Raw genomic sequence first — 19,200 nt, 5'->3', positions numbered from 1 at the left:
CCGCAAATCTGATGAAACAGCCTTTCCCATAGAGCACCTCCTGCTCACAGAGAATCAAACCGAACATCAAATGGGAACCCGTCGATTCAAATTATTCGCCGGATGCTCTAGCCTTCGGGAAATCAAACCAAGGAGCCGACCGATGGCACTCGCCAATCTCAAGGACATCTATCTCGACCAGCTTCAAGATGTTCACAGCGCTGACACACAGGCGGCGAAGGTGACACGCGAACTGGCCGGCGCCGCCCATAACGATGGTTTGAAGAAGGCTCTTCAGGCCGGCGTCGACGGCATCGAGAAGGGGCTGGAAACGTTGAAGGCGGTTATAGCGGCGCATGACGCCAAGCCTGGCGAGGAATTCTGCAAGGGCATGGAGGGTTTGGTCAAGGAAGCCAGAGCGCACGGCATACAGGAAGACATTTCCGACCCCGACGCCCGTGACGCGATGATCATCAGCCAGTATCAGCGCATGGCCCACTACGCGATCGCCGGCTATGGCTGTCTTGTCGCCTTCGCCAAGCGTCTCGACCTGAAGGACGATGCCCACAAGCTGCAGAAATGCCTGGACGCGACTTATCACGGCGATGCCCACATGACGAAGCTGGCCGAGGGCGGCATCAACAAGGCAGCGTTGGGCTAGGTGTTCGGTCCCCGCCCGCTCGCCCAAGGAAGGCTGCGGGCCGCTTTTTCGGCCGCGATCGAACGGCCGAATCTTCTCGCGCGAGCCGGCGTGGGGGCGCGTGGCATGCAAGCCTTGTAGTGAAGCGCCGCGCTCCTGACCGGCCGCTGGGAGGAAGCCGATATGACAGGCAACGCGGTGGCGGTCGGCGGGCTCATTCTGGGTGGCGTCATGGCGGCCCCGCTGGCGGCCTACGCGGTCCGGATCATCCCGGAAAAACCGCTGCTTCGCCTCGTCGGCGCGCTGATCTGCGGATTGGCGATCTATCAGATCGCGCGTCTGCTGGCCTGAGAGGGTAGGCCTACTGCCGGAGCGACGCCTTGCCCAAATCCCGGGTGGGCGCCTGTCCCACGGCGCGCTCCATCAGGGCATGGCTGACCACGCGGCGACCATACCGCGTCCGGCCGGCCCCGGACTGCATCCAGTTCGGCACCGCCCGGAAATCAAATGTCCGGGCCGGCGGAGCGACCGTCAGACCTATTTTTCGACGGCGGAGATCGAGTCGACCTTGCCCCAGCCGTTGTCGCCAGCGGAGGTGTAGGTGATCTTGATCTTGTCACCGGATCTCAGATCCTCCGGCACGAGGTCGATGACCGGCGACAGATCCCAGATGGTCTTGTCGTTGAGCACCAGGATATGGTCGACGCGATCGAACGCGGCCACGGTCCCTGTGGTTGAGTCCGCAAATGCCGGACTGGCGGCCATCACACCCAGGATTGCCATTGCAATAACAGTCCGCATCGTCGTCTCCAGAAGAAATTCTATCTCGCGAGTGTGCGCCCGTTCGCAACGCCCCGCAAGCGGGAGGTCGCCAACAGATTCCAAATATTTGTCGGCACATGGCGCCATGACTGCGGGATGCCGGCAGGCTGCGCCCGGCCCCGCGTCAGGGCAGGTTTGTCCGATCATCGCGTGCGCAGCCGATGTCCCGACGGACGCCGTCGTTCCGCGCATCCGCCGGCACGCGATCTGGCCGCAGAGCCGCGTCTGGCTACCCCGAGCATTGGCTCAGGCGGCCGGGCGCGACTGCACCGCCAGACAGACGCAAGGACACCGTGGGCCAGCGGCACGGCCGGGTGAATCGTCGCGCTGCTACCCTAAAACACGCCGAGGAAGGACAGGATCACGGCGACGACGACCACGAGTCCGACGAGATAGATGATACCGTTCATGGCTGATGCTCCTTTGCCCAAGCCCCGTAAAAAGGCCGCGTTTTGGGCCTCGCATAACCAAATAGGGTGGCGCTGCAGCCGGGCCAGCGCGTTTTTCCCCGCCAACGCGGATGCCGCGACCCGGGCGGGGCCGCGCCGGTCGCCGCCGAGGAAACCGCCACCGGTCGACTTGCACCCCCAAATTGCACTTCATATATAGCCGCCAGCCCCGCAAAACCGGTTCGTCTCAAGGCTCCGGCTCTGCGGCACTTCCAAGAATTTCGGGGGCTGCCCTTTCCGGAACGCCTCTTCGAGGGTCCCGGGCGGCTCGCTCAAGAAGGAGAATATTCATGGCGAAGGTAATCGGTATCGACCTTGGCACCACCAATTCCTGTGTCGCCGTCATGGACGGCAAGAACGCCAAGGTCATCGAGAACGCCGAGGGTGCGCGCACGACGCCGTCCATGGTCGCGTTCACCGATGACGGCGAGCGTCTGGTCGGCCAGCCGGCCAAGCGCCAGGCGGTGACCAATCCTGAGGACACCCTGTTCGCGGTCAAGCGGCTGATCGGCCGCCGCTACGCAGATCCGACCGTGGCCAAGGACAAGAAGATGGTGCCTTTCGCCATCGTCGAGGGGTCCAATGGCGATGCCTGGGTCGAGGCCAATGGCGAGAAATACTCGCCCTCGCAGATCTCCGCCATGATCCTTCAGAAAATGAAGGAAACCGCCGAGGCCTATCTCGGCGAGAAGGTCGAGAAGGCGGTCATCACCGTCCCGGCCTATTTCAACGACGCCCAGCGCCAGGCGACCAAGGACGCCGGCAAGATCGCCGGCCTCGAAGTGCTGCGCATCATCAACGAGCCGACCGCGGCGGCGCTCGCTTACGGCCTCGACCGGAATGACGGCAAGACCATCGCGGTCTACGATCTCGGCGGCGGCACCTTCGACGTGTCGATCCTGGAGATCGGCGACGGCGTCTTCGAGGTGAAGTCGACCAATGGCGACACTTTTCTCGGCGGTGAAGATTTCGACATGCGTCTCGTCGAATATTTCGCGGCCGAGTTCAAGAAGGACCAGGGTATCGACCTTAAGGGCGACAAGCTCGCGCTGCAGCGCCTCAAGGAGGCCGCCGAAAAGGCCAAGATCGAACTCTCATCGGCCAGCCAGACCGAGATCAATCTGCCGTTCATCACCGCCGACAAGTCCGGTCCGAAGCACCTGACGATGAAGCTGACGCGCTCCAAATATGAGAGCCTCGTCGACGATTTCGTCCAGCGCACCGTGGGCCCCTGCAAATCGGCGCTCAAGGATGCCGGTCTGACCGCTGCGGACATTGACGAGGTCGTGCTGGTCGGCGGTATGACGCGCATGCCGAAGATTCAGGAGACGGTGAAGAAATTCTTCGGCAAGGAGCCTCACAAGGGCGTCAACCCGGACGAGGTCGTGGCCATGGGCGCGGCGATCCAGGCCGGCGTTCTGCAGGGCGACGTCAAGGATGTGCTGCTGCTCGACGTGACGCCGCTGTCGCTCGGCATCGAGACGCTGGGCGGGGTGTTCACCCGCCTGATCGACCGCAACACCACGATCCCGACCAAGAAGAGCCAGGTCTTCTCGACCGCCGAGGACAGCCAGAACGCCGTCACCATCCAGGTCTATCAGGGTGAGCGCGAAATGGCGGCCGACAACAAGTCGCTCGGCCGCTTCAATCTTGAGGGCATTCCGCCGGCACCGCGCGGCATCCCGCAGATCGAGGTAACCTTCGACATCGACGCCAACGGCATCGTCAATGTTTCGGCCAAGGACAAGGGCACCAACAAGGAGCAGCGGATCACCATCCAGGCGTCCGGTGGCCTCAGCGACGCCGACATCGAGCAGATGGTCAAGGACGCCGAGAGTCACGCCGAGGAAGACAAGAAGCGGCGCGCGGGCGTCGAGGCGAAGAACCAGGCCGAGAGCCTGGTGCATTCGGCCGAGAAGTCGCTCGAGGACTATGGCGACAAGGTCTCCGAGGAGGATCGCGCCGCCATCCGCTCGGCGATCGACGATCTGAAGGCCGAACTCCAGAAGGAAGAAGCCGACGCCGAGACGATTAAGACCAAGAGCGATCGTCTCGCCGAGGTTTCGATGAAGCTCGGTCAGGCCATGTACGAAGCCGCCCAGGCCGAGCAGCCGGCCGGCGAAGCGGGTGAGGCCGACGCCGAAGCCGCCGCCAAGGACGACGTGGTCGACGCCGACTTCGAGGAAGTCGACGGCGAAGAGGACCAGAAGAAGTCTGCCTGACCTTTCGCAGGGCAGCGGACGCGGCCTGGACCAGACGGGTCTGGGGCCGGTTTTGAACAGTCAGGAGCCCCGGCGTCAGCGCCGGGGCTCTTTGCGTTTGGAGGGGGATGCCCCTGCAAAGGTTAACCAGTTCTCAAGGCTTGGCTTGCAGTGTCGCGTGTCTGCGTGCCTATCCAAGGTTGAACGCAGGCGCCGTCGCCATGGCGCTTGTCGGTAAACCGACGATGCTGGCGGGAGCTTGGCCTTGTATTACCGCGTGTTCGACTGCTGGCGGTTTGTCGCCGCAATGCTGGTGATGGCCTATCATTTCCTGTATTCCGCGCCCTATGGCGCCGAGACGGGCACCGAGTTCCTGCGCCGGCTTTTACCGCTCCTCGACATGTTCTTCATGATCTCGGGGTTCTTCATCGCCACGCGCTACGCCGATCAGATCCGCTCGGCCGCCGACTATCGCGACTTCATGCGCCGACGCGTCGCCCGCCTCTACCCGCTGCATTTCATCGTCACGATGTTCTTTGCCGCCGTCGCGCTGGCGGCCCTTCTAGCGGGGGCCGACCACTACCCGTTCGCGCGCGAGCTCGCCGCGCTGCCCCAGCATCTGCTCGCCCTGCACGCGCTCGGCACGACAAGCGGTCTCGCGCTCAATTATGTGTCCTGGTCGGTCAGCGCCGAGTTCTTTTCCTACGCCTTGTTTCCGCTGATCCTGGTGATGTTTCGCTGGAAGGGGCTGCGTGGCCTCGTCCTGATGTTGGCGATCTGGGTGGCGGCGCTGGAATATGCCTCCTGGCGCGGCGTCTTTCCGTCGGGGCACTGGACGAGCGCCGACACGCTCGGAGCCTATCGCGCTTTCGCCGATTTCGTCATGGGTGCGATTATTGCCGTCCTGGTGGGCCGCCGGTCGATCGATATCCGCTCGCATTGGCCTGGCCTGATGTTGTTCGCTGCCGCCGTCGCGACGATGATCGACCAGACCACCCCCTATCTGACGCTGGCCCTTCTCGCCACCTCGCTGACGGCGACGGCGCTTGCCGAGACCGCCCGGCCGGCTTCCACCGGCGTGCTCGCCCGGCTCATGCCGTTTACCCGCGTCGCCTTCGGCATCTATCTCTGGCATCCCGTCATGGAGTTCCTGTTCCTGACAGTTGTCTGGGATCGCTGGTTGGGTCAGCTCGATATCGTGGATTTCTACGTCTATTGGACGGTGCCGATGGCTGCCACCGTGGCGATCGCCATGCTATCCGATCGCTATCTGGAGCGCCGCTTCGGCAATCTGATCGCCGGGCCGCGGCGCGCATCTTCACCGAAGCCCGCGGGCGCCGCTTCGGCCTGAGTGAGAGCGCGACCGCGCCGCGCTAAAATTGGATCGCCAGAGACGAAATTGCCCGACAGCGGGCGGGTGCGCGGAGGTAGTCGTCGCGATCGCGGCGCTTTTCATCCGACCTGCCGCTATGGTATCGCAAGCCATCCGTTCCTACATCGAAGGATCGCGGCGCCCCCGATGCCGGACGCCGGAGGCGTTTGCCCCGATTCGCCCGCCGAAGAACCGATGGAAGCGTGAATGAAGGTCGATTACTACGAAATGCTCGGCGTCTCCAGGGACGTCGACGAGAAGGGACTGAAGGTCGCATTTCGCAAGCTCGCGATGCAATATCACCCCGACCGCAATCCCGGCGACGCCGAGGCGGAGGGGAAGTTCAAGGAACTCGGCGAAGCCTACGAGGTGCTGAAAGACCAGCAGAAGCGCTCGGCCTACGACCGCTTCGGTCATGCAGCGTTCCAGAACGGCAACGGCGCCGCCGGTTTCCGCGGCGATTTCTCCTCATCCATGGCCGACATCTTCGACGACATCTTCGGCGAGATGATGGGCGGCCGCTCGCGCGGGCGCCAGCCCAGCGGTGGCCGCGAGCGCGGCTCGGATCTTCGCTACAATATGGACATCAGCCTGGAGGAGGCGTTCGCCGGCAAGACCGCCGAGATCGGTGTGCCGACGACGATCCAGTGCGACGAATGCACCGGCACCGGCGCCCGTCCCGGCTCCAGCCCGAAAACCTGTTCGACCTGCGGTGGCATCGGCCGCGTGCGGGCCGCGCAAGGCTTCTTCTCGATCGAACGAAGCTGTCCGTCCTGCCAGGGCCGTGGCCAGGTGATCGCCGACCCCTGTGGCAAATGTGGCGGCGACGGTCGCCTGCCCGAGGAGCGCAAGCTGTCGGTCAACATTCCGGCCGGCATCGAGGACGGAACGCGCATCCGTCTCGCGGGCGAGGGCGAAGCCGGCCTTCGCGGCGGCCCCGCCGGCGACCTCTACATCTTCCTGTCGGTCAAACCGCACGAATTCTTCCAGCGCGACGGCGCCGATCTGTTCTGCCAGGCGCCCATGTCGATGACCACCGCTGCACTTGGCGGGCATTTCGATGTCTCCACGCTGGATGGCAATACCACCCGTGTGAAGGTGCCGGACGGCACCCAGACCGGTAAGCAGTTCCGAGTGCGGGGCAAGGGCATGCCGGTGCTGCGTTCGCCGCAGGTCGGCGATCTCTTTATCCAGGTGACGATCGAGACTCCGCAGAAGCTCTCGCGTCGCCAGCGGGAGCTTCTGGAGGAGTTCGAGGAAATTTCCTCGTCCGAGAATTCGCCCCAATCAACCGGGTTTTTCGCTCGGATGAAAGAGTTTTTCGAGCATCTCAGCGAGACCTGAGCCCCGCCCGGGGGGAGCGAAACGAAACGGTCGACCTTTTCGTCAAGAATTCGTTACAAGGGGCCGGGCATCAGCAGGAAACCGGAGCCAAGGCTTCGCGCGTTACGGGAGTGTGTGCACGTGTTGGGAACTCTGGAACCGCGTCCTCCTCTGCGTGCCCGCGACCGCCTGAAGGCTTTGCGTTCCCGGGCGCGCCCGAAGGTCAGCGACGAGGCCCGGTTTTTCAGGGGCTGGTTGCAGCGGCCGCTGGTCATGGGGGCGGTGTCGCCGTCCTCACGCGCGCTTGGGGCCGCCATGGCCGCCTTCGTTCCCGATCCGGCCCGCTTCGACGACAACTCCCGGGTTCTCGAGCTTGGTCCCGGCACCGGCGTCGTCACCCAGTGTCTGATCGAGCGCGGCGTGCCGGAATCGGCGCTGATCCTGGTCGAATTTTCACCAGAGTTCTGCGTCCTGTTGCGGGCGCGTTTTCCGGCGGCGCATGTCATCCAGGGGGACGCCTATGCGCCCAGCCAAGCGTTGGACAAGGCTCTCGCCGGCCGACGCCTGGAGGCGGTCATTTCCGGTCTGCCGCTGTTCACCAAGCCGGACGAAAAACGCGAACTGGTCGTCGGCGGCGCCTTGGCCCGGATGCGGCCGGACGCCCCGTTCATCCAGTTTTCCTATGCTCTCACCGTCCCTGTGAAGCCGCGCCGGATCGGTGCGCGTCTTGAGACCAGCCCGTGGATCAAGCGGAACCTGCCGCCGGCGAGGGTGTTGGTCTATCGCTCCGCGTAGCGGCGATGGGCGAGTCGGGTGGAATCGAGACGGAAGCGTCCATGGCCGGAGACGGGGATGTGAATACGCCGGAAAGCGGTACGGGTAGCAGTGCGGCCGACTGGGCGAGATTTCTCGCCAGTTGGGTGCGGCATCCGATCAAGATGGGCGCCGTCGCGCCGTCGAGCCGGGCTTATTGTCAGATGATGGTGCGCCACGCGACGACCGAGCTTAACGGCCCGATCCTCGAGCTTGGTCCGGGCCTTGGCGTGGTGACGCGCGCGCTACTGGATAACGGCGTCGCCCCGGAGCGCATCACCGCGATCGAATATACTCCGAATTTCGCCCGGATGCTGCGCCAGCGGTTTCCCCGGGTGAACGTGATCCAGGGCGACGGCTTCGATCTCGACACGACGCTGGGGGCGCGGCGAGGCGAGAAATTCGCCGCGATCCTGTTCGCCATTCCGATCGCGAATCTCGCGCAGGCGGAGCGTCAGGCGCTGTTTCGGGATTACTTTTCGCGCTTGCTGCCAGGCGGTAATCTGACCCAGCTCTCCTACCTCCTGGGGCCGCCGGTGGAGGCGGTGCCGAGCGTGTTTACCGTGTCAGCCTCGCCGAGGGTCTGGCGGAATATCCCGCCGGCGCGTGTCTGGATCTATTCGCAGGACCGCTCCGGCCAAACCGGAGCGGCAGAGTCTTGAGCGCCAAGATCCTCGTCATTGCGGGCTCGCTGCGGCTGGCCTCCCACAATCGCAGGCTCGCGGCCGAGGCCGCGCGGATGCTGGCGCTGACCGACGCGGTGGTGACGCTGGTCGACCTCGCCGATTATCCGCTGCCGATTTACGACGGCGACCATGAAGCGGAGGCCGGCGTGCCTGAGAACGCCAACCTCTTGGCGCAACGGATCGCGGCGCAGGACGGGTTGCTTCTGGTCAGCCCCGAATACAATCACTCGCTGGTGCCGCTCGTGAAGAACACCATCGACTGGGTGAGCCGGGTCCGCAAGGTGAACGGGCGCCCGATCCAGCCCTTCAAGGGACTGGTGGTCGGGCTCGCCTCCGCATCGCCCGGTCGCTTCGGCGGCATGCGTGGACTGGAGGCCCTGCGTATCGTGATGCGGGCGCTCGGCGCCGATGTCATTACCCAGCAATGCAGCGTGGCCAACGCGGCAACGGGTTTCGACGACGACGGCCGGCTTGCCGACGACATCGCCCGAACGTCGCTGGAGGCGCTGGTCGACAAGCTGCTCGACACCTCCCGCAGTCTCGGCCGGCACGGCTGAGCGGACGATACGGCGGGGATCTTTCGGCCGAAGCGGGAATGTCCGCCGAGCGGCGGTCACACGTGCTGGCCGCCATTGATGTGGAGTTCGGACCCGGTGACGTAGGAGGCTTGGCTGGAGCACAGGAAATAGATGACGTCCGCCACTTCCGAGGTCTGGCCGAGACGGCGCAGCGGGATGTCGTCGATCATCTTCTCGGTGCCCGGCGACAGGATCGCCGTCTCGATCTCGCCGGGCGCGATCGCGTTGACCCGGATGCCAGCCGGACCGAAATCATGCGCCATTTCACGGGTCAGCGAGTTGAGCGCCGCTTTCGACGTGGCATAGGCCGTACCGGCGAAAGGATGCACGCGCCCCCCCGCGATCGAAGTGATGTTGACGATCGAGCCCTTCGCCTTGGACAATTCCTTGAACAGACCGCGAGCGAGCATGATCGGCGCGAAGAAATTGACCTGGAAGACGTCGCGCCAAGCGTGCATGGTCGTACCGATGGAGTCCAGCCGGGCGCCGCCGTCGCCTTTCGGCGAGATCGCCGCGTTGTTGACGAGGGCGTGGAGTTCGGAACCATTCGCTTCCAGCCGCCGCCGGATTTCCGAGACCGCAAAGCCGACGTCCTCCTGGTCGGAGAGGTCGACCCGGATGTGGTCTTCCGGGCCGGCCGGCCAGGGGCAGTTGTCGGCGAAGTCCTGGCGCGAGCAGGTGATCACCCGCCAGCCCTCGCGGGAGAACCGCTTCACGGTCGCGTGGCCGATGCCCCGCGAGGCGCCGGTCAGCACCAGGGTCTTGCGCTCGTCGCGCATGGTCTCCGACATGGTTCGGTCCTTCTCCGCCGATGGCGTCCGGTCGTCACGGGCGATCACGTTGCAGTCAACGTTGCCCGGCGACAGCGGCATTCGGTTGCTTTTAGCATGTTCGCTGCTTCATCTAGCGCGCATGTAGGCGATCGCCGCACAAATGTGGATGGCGGTCCACCGAAAACCGGAAGGACGGATGATGAAGGCATGGGGCTTGGGAATAGCTGCGCTAACGGCGATCCTTTCGGCGGGACCGCCGGCGAGTGCCGCGGACCCAGATCCGTCGGATTGGCCTGCTGTTCTGGACGCGGCCGAGGGTCAGAGCGTCTATTTCAACGCCTGGGGCGGCTCCCAGAACATCAATGATTACATCCGGTGGGTCGCCGACGAGGTGAAGGACCGGTTCGGCGTTACGCTGAACCATGTCAAGCTCGACGATACGGCGAACGCCGTCGCCGCGGTCGTTGCCGAAAAGACCGCTGGCAAGGACGACGGCGGTTCGGTCGACCTTGTCTGGATCAATGGCGAGAATTTCGTCTCGATGCAGGAGAAAGGCCTTCTGGCGAAGGGATTTGCCACCAAGCTGCCAAACTGGCGCTATGTCGATACCGCCAATCCGAGCGTTACCACGGACTCCACCGTCTCGACCAATGGCCAGGAATCGCCCTGGGGCGGGGCGAAGATGGTGTTCTTCGTCGACACCGCGCGCTCCGGTCCTGTCGCCGACATGCCGACGGACACCGACTCGCTGCTTAAATGGGCAAAGGCCAATCCGGGCCAGTTCTCCTATCCGGCGCTGCCGGACTTCATCGGCTCGAGCTTTCTGAAACAGGTGTTGATCGAACAGGCGGACGACCCGTCCGTGCTCGCGAAACCGGTCGACGAGGCGACCTTCGCGGCGGTGACGGCGCCGCTCTGGGCCTGGCTCGACGCGCTCCGCCCGGCGCTGTGGCGCGGCGGCCGGGATTACCCGCAGAACTATCCGGCGATGAAGCAGCTTCTCGCCGACGGCGAACTCGGGATCATCTTCGCCTTCAATCCGGCCGAGGCCTCGGCGGCGATCGCGGCCGGCGAACTGCCGGACACGGTGCGCTCCTTCGTTTTTCCGGGAGGCACGCTCGGCAACACGCATTTCGTCGCGATCCCCTATAATTCGGGGAGCAAGGCAGCGGCGATGGTGGTCGCAGATTTCTTGCTGTCGCCGGAAGCACAACTGCGCAAGGAAGATCCAAAATATTGGGGCGATCCCACCGTGCTCGCCATGGACAAGCTGCCGGTGGAGGATCGCGACGCATTCGCCAATCTCGATCGCGGCGTGGCGACCCTGGCCCCGGCCGATCTTGGCCCGGTGCTGCCTGAGCCAGACGCCTCCTGGATGACCCGCATCGAGGCGGAGTGGAAACGGCGCTACGGAAGTTGAGTACGGGTTCCGCTATAACGCCCGGGACGGCACGCCGCCGACCAGAACAGAGGCGCGCCGCGTCCGTCGAGATCCTCGTCCCATGAGACAGAGACGTCTCGACTCCATACCCTGGCTGATCGCTCTCCTCCTCGCCGCCCCGGTCGGCGTCGGGCTGGCCGGCGCGATCCTGCCGGCCTTCGGCTATCTGCCGGCGCTCGGCGGCGACACGGTCTCGCTGCAGCCGTTTCGCGATCTCCTGAACGAGCCGGGTATCGGCACGTCGGTTGCGCTGAGCGTCGCGTCCGGGCTGCTGACGACCTTCGTCTCGGTGGTGGGCGTCGCGATCTTTCTCGCCGCCTTCTTCGGCACGCGCACCTTCCGCCTCGCCCGCCAGAGTCTCGCGTCGCCTTTGGCCGTGCCCCACGCGGCGGCGGCCTTCGGCCTCCTGTTCCTGATCGCCCCGTCCGGACTGGTCTTCCGCCTTGCCGCCTTCGCGCTCGGCTTCGACCGTCCACCGGACCTTTTGATCGTCGGTGATCCGTTCGCGCTATCGATGATGGCCGCGCTGGTCGCCAAGGAAATGCCGTTCCTGCTTCTTGTCGCCTTCGCCGCGCTGCCGCAGGCCGACGCCGAGCAGCGGATGCGGCTCGCCCGCTCGCTCGGCTATGGCCGGATCGCCGGCTTCGTTCTGGCGGTCTGGCCGTCGGTCTACCGGCAGATCCGTCTGCCGATCGTCGCGGTCGCCGCCTTCGCCTCCTCGGTGGTCGATGTGGCGCTGATTCTTGGGCCCTCGACGCCGGCGCCGCTCGCGGTTCGGCTGCTCGGCTGGATGGGTGATCCGGACTTGGCGATGCGCTTTCAGGCGTCGGCCGGCGCGATGCTGCAACTCGGCGCCACGTTGTTCGTGATTGCCGTCTGGCTGGCGGGTGAGCGGGCGATGGGCTGGACCTGCCGATGCCTCGCGCACACCGGCAGACGTTTTGCCGAAGATCGGGTTGCACGCGATCTCGCCGCGGTGCCGGTCGCGTTGTCGGGCGCGGCGGTCTTCCTCGGTCTTGCGATGCTGCTCATGTGGTCGGTGTCGGGCTTCTGGGGCTTTCCCGACCTGTTGCCGCGTAGCTTCGACCTGACAACGTGGCGGCGAGCGCTCGCCGGGGCGTCGGGTCCGCTCTGGACGACCTTCGTCGTCGCCTTGGCCGCCGCCTTGCTGGCGCTTATCCTCGTCATCGCGCTGCTCGAAGGCCACCGCCGCCGGTTTCCGGCGGCGCGCGGCGGCGAGGTGCGGTTGCCCTCGACGATCGCCGGATTGCTGTATCTGCCGCTGATCGTGCCGCAGATCTCCTTCGTCTTCGGCCTGCAGGTGCTGATTCTGGCCGTCGGCCTGACCCCGTCGATCCCGCTGCTCATCGCCGTCCATCTCGTCTTCGTCGCGCCCTATGCGGCGCTGGCCCTGGCCGATCCGTGGTTCGCCCTCGACCCGCGTTACGAGCGGGTGGCGGCAAGCCTCGGCCGCTCGCGCATGTCGGTGTTCGCCCGCGTGCGTCTGCCGATGTTGACGGCGCCGGTGCTGACGGCGCTGGCGATCGGCCTCGCAGTCTCGGTCGGGCAATATCTGCCGACCGTTCTCGTCGGCGCCGGGCGGCTGCCGACCATCACCACCGAGGCGGTGGCGTTGGCCTCGGGCGGCAATCGCCGGATCATCGGCGCCTACGCGCTGTTGCAGACGCTGCTGCCCTTCCTCGCCTTCGCCGCGTCCGGTCTCGTTCCGATCTTGCTCTGGCGTCACCGGCGCGGCATGAGGGCCGGATGATGAATAACAGGGGACTGCTTCTCGAAGGGCTCGAGATCCGGCTCGGCGAGCATCGCCTGCTGGCGCTCGACACGCGGATCGCGCCCGGTGAGACGCTGAGCGTCATGGGGCCGTCCGGTTCGGGCAAGTCGACGCTCTTTGCGCTGATCGCCGGCTTTCTCGACCCGGCCTTCCAGGCAAGGGGACGCGTCGTTCTTGATGGCCGCGACCTGACCGGGCTGCCGCCGGAGCGCCGTCGCATCGGCCTGCTTTTCCAGGATGCTTTGCTGCTTCCGCACATGTCGGTCGGCGAGAATCTTCTGTTTGCCCTGCCGTCCGCCATCAAGGGCCGCCATGCGCGCCGCGAAGCGGCGGAGGCGATGCTGGACAAGGTCGGCCTTGGCGATCACTTCGCCCGCGATCCCGCGACGCTGTCCGGCGGTCAGGCGGCCCGCGTCGCGCTGGCGCGCACGCTTCTGGCCGAGCCGAAGGCGCTGCTCCTCGACGAGCCCTTCTCGGGCCTCGACGCCGAATTGCGCCAAACGATCCGGCGCCTCGTCTTCGGCCTCGTGGCGGAGCGCGACATTCCCGCGCTGCTGGTCACCCATGACCGCGAGGATGCCGAAGCGGCCGGCGGTCCGATCGTCGCGCTGCCGGCGGCGGCGGCGCCGTGACGCGGCTAGCGCTTCCCGAACTGCCGGTCTCGGCGGTCCTTTCCGACGTCGCCGCCGCCCTGACCGACGCCGGCCGCGCCGTGCTCGTGGCCCCGCCGGGCGCCGGCAAGACGACGCTGGTGCCGCTGCATCTGCTGGGCGAAGCCTTCATGGCCAGCGGCAAGATCCTGCTCGTCGAGCCGCGCCGGCTCGCGGCGCGCGCGGCGGCGCGGCGGATGGCACAGATCATCGGGGAAGCGGTCGGCGAGACGGTCGGCTGGCGCATGCGGCTCGACACCAAGGTTTCAGCGAAGACCCGGATCGAGATCATCACCGAAGGCGTTTTTACCCGCATGGTCCTGTCGGACCCCGAGCTCAAAGGAGTTGCGGCCGTCCTCTTCGACGAGTTTCACGAGCGCTCGTTGGACGGCGATTTCGGCCTGGCGTTGGCGCTCGACGTGGCGTCGGCGCTGCGCGAGGATCTGCGGATCCTGGTCATGTCGGCGACCCTCGACGGTGCCCGCGTCGCCGCGCTGCTGGGCAATGCGCCGGTGATCGAGAGCGCCGGCCGCGCCTTTCCGGTGACAATCCGCTATCGCGACCGGCCCGGAACCGAGCCGGTGGAGGACGCGGTGGTCGCCGCGACGCGGGCGACGCTCGCCGAGGAGGCGGGCAGTCTTCTGGTCTTCCTGCCCGGCCAGCGCGAGATNGGAGGACGCGGTGGTCGCCGCGACGCGGGCGACGCTCGCCGAGGAGGCGGGCAGTCTTCTGGTCTTCCTGCCCGGCCAGCGCGAGATCGAGCGCGTCGCCGAGCGGCTGGGTGCCATCGTGCCCGACAATGTCGTTGTGGCGCCGTTGTTCGGCGCCATGGACGGCGCGGCGCAGGACCAGGCCGTTCGCCCGGCGCCGGTCGGCACCCGCAAGATCGTGCTCGCTACGTCGATCGCCGAGACGTCGCTGACCATCGACGGCGTGTCCGTCGTTATCGATTCCGGGCTGAGGCGGCAGCCGGTCTTCGAGCCGGCGACCGGCCTGTCGCGGCTGGAGACGGTGCGCGTCTCGCGCGCTTCGGCCGACCAGCGAGCGGGCCGCGCCGGACGTACCGCGCCGGGAACCGCGATCCGGCTGTGGCGCGCCGAGCAGACGGCCGGGCTGGACGCCTTCGACCGGCCGGAGATTCTCGCGACCGACCTGTCGGGTCTGGTCCTCGATTGCGCCGCCTGGGGTGTCGCCGAGCCGTCGGATCTCGCCTTCCTCGATCCGCCCCCCACGCCCGCGATCGCCGAGGCACGGGCGCTTCTGGCCGAACTCGGCGCGCTCGACGCGACCGGCCGGCTGACCGCGACGGGCGAGGCGATGCGAACTTTACCCCTGCCGCCGCGCCTTGCCCGAATGGTCGTTGCGGCCGGCGGCGATGCGCGGCTGCATGCCGCGATGCTCGCCGTGCTCCTCACCGAACGCGGCCTCGGCGGCACCGACACGGATCTCGCCGAGCGCTTGCGTCGGTTTCGCGCCGATCGCGGCCCGCGGGCCAAGGCGGCGCACGGCCTGGCACGGCGGATCGCGGCGACGGCGCGGGAGGCCGGTTCCGGCGAGAACGAGCCGGACGAAGCGGGGGCGTTGCTGGCGCTCGCCTATCCCGACCGGATTGCTGTCGCCCGAGGCGCCCGCGGTCATTTCGTCCTCACCAGTGGCCGTGGTGGCGTCCTCGACGAGACGACAGCGCTGGCCCGTGAAAAATTCTTGGTGGTCGCCGAGTTGCAGGGTCAGGCGCGTGCCGGCCGCATCCTGTCGGCCGCCGCGCTGAGCGAGGCGGCGATGGAGCGGATTGCCGCCGAACGGGCCGTGAGCGAAATGGTCGTTGCCTTTGACAGAACGGCGCGCGAAGTGCGGGCGCGCAACATCCGGCGTCTGGGCCGCGCGACGCTGTCGGAGGCGCCGCTGCCGGCGCCGTCTGGCGAAGCGACCGCCCGCGCGCTCGCCGAGGGCATTCGCCGCCTCGGCCTGTCGGCGCTGCCCTTCGGCAAGGAGGGCGAGCGGTTGCTGCGGCGGTTGCGGTTTCTGGCCAAGGCCTACGGCCCGCCCTGGCCGGATTTTTCCGAGGCGGCGTTGCTCGCCGGTCTCGATGACTGGTTGTTACCGTATCTTCCGGGGGTGACAAGTCTGTCGCAGATCACGCCGGGCGCACTGTCGGAGGCGCTCCGCGGGTTGATCCCGGCACCATTGCGCGACCGGCTGGAGCAGTTGGCGCCATCGCATTTCGAGGCACCGACCGGCTCGCGCGTGCCGATCCGCTATGACGAAGACCAGCCGGTGCTGGCGATCCGCGTGCAGGAACTGTTCGGCGTGACCCGCCATCCGGCCATCGCCGACGGACGGCTGCCATTGACCATCGAGCTGCTGTCGCCGGCCCACCGTCCGATCCAGATCACCCGCGATCTGCCGGGCTTCTGGTCCGGTTCCTGGGCGGATGTGCGGGCCGATCTGCGCGGGCGCTATCCCAAGCATGTCTGGCCGGAAGACCCGGCCCGCGCCGCGCCGACGGCACGGGCCAAGCCACGCAAATAGTCCGTGTGGCGAGTTCGCACAGAAAAATTTGGAGAGACTGAGTCCGCAGCACCTCGCACCGGAGAGCTCGCAACAGGATGGGATATCCTTGGTTTTCCGAATTTCCGTTCAAAGGAAGCTATCGCTCAAGTTGTCGAAGCTACTTATACCAACCTGCGGTGATAGGAACCCATTCGACCGGGACGATCGCCGATGCGTGGCGAGGAGCGGGACGACGCGCGATGCGGCGCATCGGGCGAGGCCCGCGACGAAGCCCGGCACGGCGAGAGCCCGGCCTTCGGAGGGCAGTACGGGCTTGCCGGACGGCGTCGCACCGCTTGCCCGATGCGCCGCATCGAACCGCGCGGCGCTCCTGGCCGGACAAGCCCGTCCAGCGCCATCGAATAGGTCCCTATCACCGCAGGTTGGTATTATCCGGAGGAAAGAGGGAAGCCGCCGTTCGCTTCGAGGGTCTCGTCGCTACCGGTAAAGATCTTGGTCCACAGCCACCATACGTGCGCCACACTGGATCACACCCCACATCGGCCCTTCGACGAAGCATCGCATCCGACAGGATTCGAGCCTGTGACCTCTGCCTTCGGAGGAGCGCGCAGACTTCCTTGCGAGAGCAAGCGGGATCGGCTAGGGAGAGATCGTCCGCGCGCCGATGTCCCTTGCGGGACGTCGCCCGCGACCCGGGCACCCGTAGCTCAGCTGGATAGAGCGCTGCCCTCCGAAGGCAGAGGTCACTGGTTCGAATCCAGTCGGGTGCACCAACCATTCCAGGGGGTTGGCCGTGGAAGCGCCTGCCGCCCCACACACTGATCCCACACACGTCCACCCCCGACATTCCTGCCGCTGCCCAGGACGTGTGGCTTAGAAGTCCTGCGCATCAAGAGAATCTGGCGGACTGCTGATGCGGGTCTTGCCGGCGGCGCGAGCCGGTCGCTTGCTCGCCGTGCAGTCTCAGGACACCCCTGCTATAATATTTTTCATATCGTCGCTTATAGGTACACCAGAGATGAAAAATGACAGCGGGTCCCTGACGACCGAGTCCGTGACAATTCGGCAGATAAAGGCAGCCAGGGCTTTGCTGAACTGGTCCCAAGAGGCGCTCTCCGAGCATTCCGGAGTGTCCATAGCGACGGTCCGACGGCTAGAAGCTGCCGACGGAGCTCTCGGTGGAAGGGCTAGCACTGGAGAAAAGCTGTGTCGTGCCCTGCAGGCCGCTGGAATCGATTTCGTGCATTATGACGACAAGGGCATTGGCGTAATGCTGCGGCAGCCCAGGATGTAGAAATCTTGGCGGCGATGGCTTCGGCAGGCGCCGGACGGGCGCCTAACCGTGATCAGGCGACGGGGGGGGGCGCCGAGGGCCACAGGATCTTCGATTGCCCGTCCCCGTGACAAGGTTTCGGCCCGGGCGCGCCTTCGGACAGAGCCCGCTATCCCCGGTCTGATCGAGCCGATCCCAAGGACCAAATCCGCCCCGAGAATTCTGACGCTGTCAGGGCCAACTGCAGTAGGCGCTGCGGAGAGCAGAAACGAAGCCCTTCAACTGCCGCGTTACTCCGACACCCGATAACACTTTTCCGGGGCTGAGAATCGCGGATCCAGAACTGCGAGATCGACCCAAACGCATGACGGCGTCAGACGTTCTCAGCCTCCTTCGTGCGGCGGCACCGTTCTCACTTTCAGGAGAGCGTGCAATCGTCTGTCGGAACATTGGGAGAGAGTAGATGCCATCAAACCGGCGCAAGCCATCTCAGAAGCAGCGCACGGCTTCCACCCGGTACTCCGGCTCTTACCGCGGCCGGCAGAAGGCGCTCCGCATCCCCGTCGGACGCCAGATCGATACCGAGATCGCCATCGCCCTGATCGGATTGCTGGTGAGGAGGGCGCAAGCATCGGAGCTGGACCATCAACTGCGTCGCCTCCAACAGGCCGTGGCAAAACGGTGCGAGTTGGGCAAAACCGATGAAAAGGCGCTATTGGCGATCGCGGCAAGGATTAATCGTCATCGCAATACTGCAATCGAAGGGGCTCTGTCTGCACGGCCGCCGGAACCTGTGAAGGTGGTCGAACAGCATGAAGACGCCGGCTGCGTCGCCGTAAATCTTTCCACGCGGGAAACAGCGGACGTCGTAGCATGATCATTAGGGCGATCAGCGGTGCGATCCTGCTCGGGGCGGGCCTCCTGATCTATTCCCTCGGGGCGCCGGCTGCGCCGCAGCGATACACCGATTGCGAACGCGTCTCCTTGGAGAACCCGGTCCTCCATGAGGCCCAGCGGTTGTCGGCCTTGGATGCCGCCCGCGAGCTTTACGAAGACCGGGATGCGATTTACGGATTCGATCGGCGCCTGGCCAGCGGCTGGTACGGCGCGAAATGGCAGGCATCTCAGATTGCACAGGCGTTCGGATTGCCCGTTCCCCCACCGGCATACTCGGAGGATTTGCGGGTCCGGGCGGCGGCCTCCGTGATCGAGTATGGTCTGGTCTTTTCTGCCGCGTCGGCTCTCGGGAGCACCCACTGCGCAACAAGGGCTCTCGTTCCGCAGTCTGATGGCGACAGCGTGGAAGTGGCCGGTCGCAAGCTGGAGGTGCTGGTCTCGAAACTCGAGCGAGCGGGTTCCGACTGAAAATATCGCGGCGTCACTGCATGGCGCCGATCCCCCTCCTCCAGCACCGCGGCCTCACCCTTGTGCTGCGACCTGTTCCCGGCAAAATGGTCCGCGCCGTTGGGTGTGCTGTCGTGGTGCACGGACGGCGAGAACAAGGAGCAGCATGAGCACGATTGAGCGGGCAGCGGCCATCGCCATGCAGGCGCACGCGGACCAGGTCGACAAGGGTGGCGCGCCATACATCACCCATCCGTCCCGTGTTTCGCTCGCTGTCGATGGCGAGGAGGCGAAGATCGTTGCTCTCCTTCACGATGTGATCGAGGACAGCCAATGGACGCTCCACCAGCTCCGTGACGCAGGCTTCTCCGCATCTGTCGTGCAGGCAGTCGATGCTCTCACGCATAGGGCCGGCGAGGACTACTTCGATGCCGTTCGTCGGGCCAAGGCCGATCCGTGTCAACGCCGGAGCAAATATGCGCCAGTTGGCCGGAGGAAATATGTGCCAGGTGACGTCATGAGAAGGGCCCCGATCGGGGCCCTTCTCATGACG

18 protein-coding genes, 1 tRNA gene and 1 pseudogene are annotated in these 19,200 nt (G+C 65.8%); 18 read left to right on the top strand and 2 right to left on the bottom strand.

Annotated elements, in window-relative coordinates; translation table 11 throughout:
- Positions 1-142 precede the first annotated feature (142 nt).
- Positions 143-640 (top strand): YciE/YciF ferroxidase family protein, encoded by a 498-nt coding sequence (locus tag VQ045_RS19710; RefSeq protein ID WP_327623570.1) that lies wholly within the window; start codon positions 143-145, stop codon positions 638-640.
- Positions 641-802: 162 nt separating this feature from the next.
- Positions 803-970: a hypothetical protein gene (locus VQ045_RS19705; RefSeq protein WP_327648123.1), complete on the top strand. Its 168-nt coding sequence runs from the start codon at positions 803-805 to the stop codon at positions 968-970.
- A 186-nt stretch (positions 971-1,156) separates the two neighbouring features.
- On the opposite strand, the gene VQ045_RS19700 is transcribed toward VQ045_RS19705, so the two are convergent.
- Positions 1,157-1,588: a hypothetical protein gene (locus VQ045_RS19700; RefSeq protein ID WP_327648121.1), complete on the bottom strand. Its 432-nt coding sequence runs from the start codon at positions 1,586-1,588 to the stop codon at positions 1,157-1,159.
- A 592-nt stretch (positions 1,589-2,180) separates the two neighbouring features.
- Here VQ045_RS19700 and dnaK point away from each other — a divergent pair.
- From dnaK to VQ045_RS19670, 6 genes are all read left to right on the top strand, one after another.
- Complete coding sequence (dnaK, locus tag VQ045_RS19695) at positions 2,181-4,112, top strand: molecular chaperone DnaK (RefSeq protein WP_327648120.1); 1,932 nt, start codon at positions 2,181-2,183, stop codon at positions 4,110-4,112.
- Between the two features lie 244 nt (positions 4,113-4,356).
- Positions 4,357-5,442, top strand: coding sequence for an acyltransferase family protein (locus VQ045_RS19690; protein ID WP_331831320.1), 1,086 nt, complete (start codon positions 4,357-4,359; stop codon positions 5,440-5,442).
- Positions 5,443-5,670: 228 nt separating this feature from the next.
- Positions 5,671-6,807 carry a molecular chaperone DnaJ gene (gene dnaJ / locus VQ045_RS19685; RefSeq protein WP_327623575.1) on the top strand — a complete coding sequence of 379 codons (1,137 nt, stop codon included), beginning with the start codon at positions 5,671-5,673 and terminating at the stop codon, positions 6,805-6,807.
- A 120-nt stretch (positions 6,808-6,927) separates the two neighbouring features.
- Positions 6,928-7,581, top strand: coding sequence for a class I SAM-dependent methyltransferase (locus VQ045_RS19680; protein WP_327623576.1), 654 nt, complete (start codon positions 6,928-6,930; stop codon positions 7,579-7,581).
- Between the two features lie 41 nt (positions 7,582-7,622).
- Complete coding sequence (locus tag VQ045_RS19675; RefSeq protein WP_331831319.1) at positions 7,623-8,261, top strand: class I SAM-dependent methyltransferase; 639 nt, start codon at positions 7,623-7,625, stop codon at positions 8,259-8,261.
- On the top strand, positions 8,258-8,842 hold the full coding sequence (locus VQ045_RS19670; RefSeq protein WP_331831318.1) for an NADPH-dependent FMN reductase: 585 nt from the start codon (positions 8,258-8,260) through the stop codon (positions 8,840-8,842). Before VQ045_RS19675 ends, VQ045_RS19670 begins: the two co-directional genes overlap by 4 nt.
- A gap of 56 nt (positions 8,843-8,898) precedes the next feature.
- Here VQ045_RS19670 and VQ045_RS19665 read toward each other — a convergent pair whose 3' ends face one another.
- On the bottom strand, positions 8,899-9,654 hold the full coding sequence (locus VQ045_RS19665; RefSeq protein ID WP_327648116.1) for an SDR family NAD(P)-dependent oxidoreductase: 756 nt from the start codon (positions 9,652-9,654) through the stop codon (positions 8,899-8,901).
- A 178-nt stretch (positions 9,655-9,832) separates the two neighbouring features.
- Here VQ045_RS19665 and VQ045_RS19660 point away from each other — a divergent pair, with 178 nt between their 5' ends.
- The 10 genes and pseudogenes from VQ045_RS19660 to VQ045_RS19615 form a co-directional block, all read left to right on the top strand.
- On the top strand, positions 9,833-11,056 hold the full coding sequence (locus tag VQ045_RS19660; RefSeq protein WP_331831317.1) for an ABC transporter substrate-binding protein: 1,224 nt from the start codon (positions 9,833-9,835) through the stop codon (positions 11,054-11,056).
- Between the two features lie 82 nt (positions 11,057-11,138).
- Positions 11,139-12,848, top strand: coding sequence for an ABC transporter permease (locus VQ045_RS19655; RefSeq protein WP_331831316.1), 1,710 nt, complete (start codon positions 11,139-11,141; stop codon positions 12,846-12,848).
- A complete protein-coding gene (locus VQ045_RS19650; RefSeq protein WP_442879912.1) occupies positions 12,848-13,501 on the top strand; it encodes an ATP-binding cassette domain-containing protein in 654 nt (217 codons plus the stop codon). The genes VQ045_RS19655 and VQ045_RS19650 overlap by 1 nt, the downstream gene beginning before the upstream one ends.
- A pseudogene (hrpB, locus tag VQ045_RS19645) lies at positions 13,498-16,048 on the top strand (ATP-dependent helicase HrpB). The gene VQ045_RS19650 and the pseudogene hrpB overlap by 4 nt, the downstream one beginning before the upstream one ends.
- A 192-nt stretch (positions 16,049-16,240) precedes the next feature.
- Complete coding sequence (locus tag VQ045_RS19640) at positions 16,241-16,435, top strand: hypothetical protein (RefSeq protein ID WP_331831314.1); 195 nt, start codon at positions 16,241-16,243, stop codon at positions 16,433-16,435.
- Positions 16,436-16,726: 291 nt separating this feature from the next.
- Positions 16,727-16,803 (top strand) — tRNA-Arg (locus tag VQ045_RS19635).
- A 140-nt stretch (positions 16,804-16,943) separates the two neighbouring features.
- A complete protein-coding gene (locus VQ045_RS19630) occupies positions 16,944-17,324 on the top strand; it encodes a helix-turn-helix domain-containing protein (protein ID WP_331831313.1) in 381 nt (126 codons plus the stop codon).
- Positions 17,325-17,766: 442 nt separating this feature from the next.
- Positions 17,767-18,180 (top strand): hypothetical protein, encoded by a 414-nt coding sequence (locus VQ045_RS19625; RefSeq protein WP_331831312.1) that lies wholly within the window; start codon positions 17,767-17,769, stop codon positions 18,178-18,180.
- A complete protein-coding gene (locus VQ045_RS19620; RefSeq protein ID WP_331831311.1) occupies positions 18,177-18,668 on the top strand; it encodes a hypothetical protein in 492 nt (163 codons plus the stop codon). Before VQ045_RS19625 ends, VQ045_RS19620 begins: the two co-directional genes overlap by 4 nt.
- 145 nt (positions 18,669-18,813) lie before the next feature.
- Positions 18,814-19,200: HD domain-containing protein (locus VQ045_RS19615; protein ID WP_331831310.1), on the top strand; the 387-nt coding region annotated here is incomplete at its 3' end.

The sequence above is a fragment of the Aurantimonas sp. E1-2-R+4 genome (genome assembly GCF_036549515.1).
GTDB lineage: Bacteria > Pseudomonadota > Alphaproteobacteria > Rhizobiales > Rhizobiaceae > Aurantimonas > Aurantimonas coralicida_A.
Note: the sequence above shows the minus strand (reverse complement) of the source record. Positions and strands in the feature narration are given on the sequence as shown.

Bases quoted from the DNA above. Each gene is read 5' to 3' on its own strand.
- VQ045_RS19655 (WP_331831316.1), top strand. From the start codon at position 11,139: ATGAGACAGAGACGTCTCGACTCCATACCCTGGCTGATCGCTCTCCTC.
- VQ045_RS19675 (WP_331831319.1), top strand. From the start codon at position 7,623: ATGGCCGGAGACGGGGATGTGAATACGCCGGAAAGCGGTACGGGTAGC.
- dnaJ (WP_327623575.1), top strand. From the start codon at position 5,671: ATGAAGGTCGATTACTACGAAATGCTCGGCGTCTCCAGGGACGTCGAC.
- VQ045_RS19705 (WP_327648123.1), top strand. From the start codon at position 803: ATGACAGGCAACGCGGTGGCGGTCGGCGGGCTCATTCTGGGTGGCGTC.
- VQ045_RS19660 (WP_331831317.1), top strand. From the start codon at position 9,833: ATGATGAAGGCATGGGGCTTGGGAATAGCTGCGCTAACGGCGATCCTT.
- VQ045_RS19630 (WP_331831313.1), top strand. From the start codon at position 16,944: ATGCGGGTCTTGCCGGCGGCGCGAGCCGGTCGCTTGCTCGCCGTGCAG.
- VQ045_RS19650 (WP_442879912.1), top strand. From the start codon at position 12,848: ATGAATAACAGGGGACTGCTTCTCGAAGGGCTCGAGATCCGGCTCGGC.
- VQ045_RS19640 (WP_331831314.1), top strand. From the start codon at position 16,241: ATGCGTGGCGAGGAGCGGGACGACGCGCGATGCGGCGCATCGGGCGAG.
- VQ045_RS19665 (WP_327648116.1), bottom strand. From the start codon at position 9,654: ATGTCGGAGACCATGCGCGACGAGCGCAAGACCCTGGTGCTGACCGGC.
- dnaK (WP_327648120.1), top strand. From the start codon at position 2,181: ATGGCGAAGGTAATCGGTATCGACCTTGGCACCACCAATTCCTGTGTC.
- VQ045_RS19620 (WP_331831311.1), top strand. From the start codon at position 18,177: ATGATCATTAGGGCGATCAGCGGTGCGATCCTGCTCGGGGCGGGCCTC.
- VQ045_RS19700 (WP_327648121.1), bottom strand. From the start codon at position 1,588: ATGATCGGACAAACCTGCCCTGACGCGGGGCCGGGCGCAGCCTGCCGG.
- VQ045_RS19710 (WP_327623570.1), top strand. From the start codon at position 143: ATGGCACTCGCCAATCTCAAGGACATCTATCTCGACCAGCTTCAAGAT.
- VQ045_RS19625 (WP_331831312.1), top strand. From the start codon at position 17,767: ATGCCATCAAACCGGCGCAAGCCATCTCAGAAGCAGCGCACGGCTTCC.